General features: G+C 39.0%; 2 protein-coding genes and 1 pseudogene. All 3 read right to left on the reverse strand.

Going from position 1 to position 2,842, the window contains the following annotated elements; translation table 11 throughout:
- Nucleotides 1-168: 168 nt before the first annotated feature.
- A pseudogene (locus tag SANK73390_RS20285) lies at nt 169-863 on the reverse strand (transposase); the annotation flags it as partial.
- 581 nt (nt 864-1,444) lie between these two features.
- Nucleotides 1,445-2,005, reverse strand: coding sequence for a deoxycytidylate deaminase (locus tag SANK73390_RS20290; protein ID WP_462768154.1), 561 nt, complete (start codon nt 2,003-2,005; stop codon nt 1,445-1,447).
- A 340-nt stretch (nt 2,006-2,345) separates the two neighbouring features.
- Nucleotides 2,346-2,842 (reverse strand): ISAs1 family transposase (locus SANK73390_RS20295; protein WP_462768155.1); only part of this gene is annotated, 497 nt, incomplete at its 5' end.

Consider the following 2,842-nt stretch of genomic DNA (forward strand, 5'->3'; position numbering starts at 1 on the left):
AATATTTTGTATCGACCAAACTCACCTGTCTTTTACGTGCCGTTGCCATGTTATCTGCCTACCCTTTAAAGCGATAGATAAAAGATAGACAGTGAATGAAAAACAAGCAAATAAAAGTGGGTGTCATATTTTTTTAAAGTGGGTGTCATGTTTTTTTATGTTTTTTTTGTCACCGCACCACACCGTATTTGGCTCAACAACATCAAACTGCCTATCTAACAAATTTGGGATTTCAAGATGCTCATTACCACCGCGTTTATATTGATGTTGTGGTACTTGGCAGCTCTCTAGTTTTAGTTTAACCATTAGCTTAGCGGCGCGATAGCGGCTTAATTCAAAATCGTTATTCGTTGCGATTGCCGCGATTGTCCGTGCCCCAGCTGAACCACCGCTCATTGCATGTATGGCTTTAACTTCCGCTTCTAACCTTACTTGCTCTGGTCTAGGCGTTGTATCCCGTATGGCCCAATATTTATAGCTGCTGCGATGCACATTGAATACGCTACACAACACGCTAATTGGGTAACGCTCTCGTTGATTTAACTTCTCAATTAACGAGAATTGTTCAGGGAGTCGGACATCAAGAGAGCTGTAGCCTTTTTTAATATATCCTTTTCTAATTCAATGCGTTGAATTTGCTTTTTAAGCTCACGAATTTCAATTTGTTCGGGTGTCATTGGTGACGCTGTGGGTGTCTGGCCATTTCGTTCTTGCTTTAATTGAGTTACCCACTTACTTACCGTTGATTTACCAACACCCATAGCCGTAGCTGCATCTTCTTGTGTGTAGCCTTGGTCAACTACAAGCTGAGCTGTTTCTAATTTGATTGCCGCGGAATACGTTGCGCGTTTTAATTTCGTCATTTTCTCACCCAAATCTGTATGCTTAATAGCATAACATTTCTTTCTTAATGGGTGGCCAAATTAACTATGCCACTACACTCTAATCAAAATTCAAATCTTAAAAGTGGTGAGTGGAAATCAATTTCTAAAGAGATAAGAAATAGAGCGAAGTGGATATGTGATGGGTGCAAGGAATCATTTGAAAGGGAAGAACTTCAATCTTTCCTGCATACACATCACATTAACCAAAATAGTGCTTTTAACCACCCTATAAACCTTCGACCATTATGCATCGAGTGCCATGCTGAGCAGCCGAACCATGGGCATATGAAAGAAAATAATCTTCAATATAAAATATTCATGGAAATGAAGCAGGAGTTGATATAACTGGAGTTTTAAAGTTAACCCGGTAGTCCTAACTATTATCTCGTTAACTTTCCTACCATAGTTGGTTTAGGCATGTGGACACCCAAACTAAGTTTCTTTAACTTTCCTGTCAAAGTTGGTTTAGGCGGCTAAGTGCCTCGTTAAGAAAGACGCCAAATTATATCTTTTAAACTTTTGACGAATTGTTAGCTTAACGCTTAACAAAGAATAACAGGCTAGTTTTGAGTAGTTGTAGATTTTAAGAGGTTACTTAACTTTTCAGTAAACTCAAAAGACGAACCATCAAGCGATTTCAGTTGCATAATATTTATATTCGCGTCATGAAACATTTTTTCTACGGCACTTATTTTTCTATTGTGATGGACTTTTTTATGTAAATATATGACGTTACTAATCCCTGATTGGATGATTGATTGCGCGCATTTAGGGCATGGAAATTGTGTAGTATATATACTACATCCTGTCAAAGGCAGTGATGTGCAGTTGAGTATAGCGTTCATCTCAGCATGAACTATATAGCTATGACGAGAGTATAAGGGATCTTCATCATTATCGTGCCAGTAGCTAGTATCATTATCATTACATCCTCTAGGTAAGCCGTTATATCCAACACCAACTATTTTGTTTTCTTTAGATGCTATACAGGCTCCATTTCGGGTTAGATAGTCTCTAGACCTCCCTGAAGCCATTATTGCTACTCCCATAAACATTGAATGCCATGAAATTAAAGCTTCATTTTGCGAAAGCATATCAGTAGGAAAATCAAAATTATTCAATGCAAAGCCTTTTTATCAGAACAGCCAAATTTTACATAACAACCAAGTGAGCAAAAAAGTCCATTTTTTATAGAGCCACTTCCAACAGTACCAGTTTTTTTAAATCAGCTCCACATTCAGCACATACATTATTTTGAATACTATTTTCAATATCACGCTTTTTACGTGTAGAAGGATCTTCTTTCAAGGAAGTTAACCTAAGCTGTTGTCAATAATTAAAACGATTATACCGATTCGAGTGAATTCCGTACAACTAATAATTCAAGAAAAGTTCCATTATTTTACTATTGCAATCTAACCCTTGTAATGGCAGGGTGAGAGCATACTTTGTTAACAACCATTAACCAAAGATAAGCTCGGCCCTGAATTCATCGTCAAAACTGGCCCGAACACACTTGCCACGTATCGAATCTTTACGTCCTGTGTGCTGCTTTACCAAATTGCGAACAACCCGTCTGAACAGCGCCATATTCTCCGCCGAAATCGGCTCGCTTATCTGGCAAGCGTCTTCCTTAAACACAACATCCAACACCCAATGCTGCTGGTTTTCTATGTGCCAATGATGGCGGATGGCTTTTTGCAACATCTGCACATCTGGCTCGACAGAAGTAACATAAAAGTGCGTATCTATTTTTGTTGTTGAGCCGGACTTGTTGTGTCTTTCAACCGCAACCAGTGAAGTGAGCCCAGGCCATTTTGCTTTTATCTCTTCAGACAGTTTATCTGCTTTCAGTGCATAAGTGATGCGCGTTTCCTGACGCCCATGGCCACTGCTGATTTGTACATCTTCAGGTAAATTCTCCTCTTGGGCAAAGGCAGTTTCAAAACACGAAGCAA

The organism is Pseudoalteromonas sp. SANK 73390, assembly GCF_054966645.1.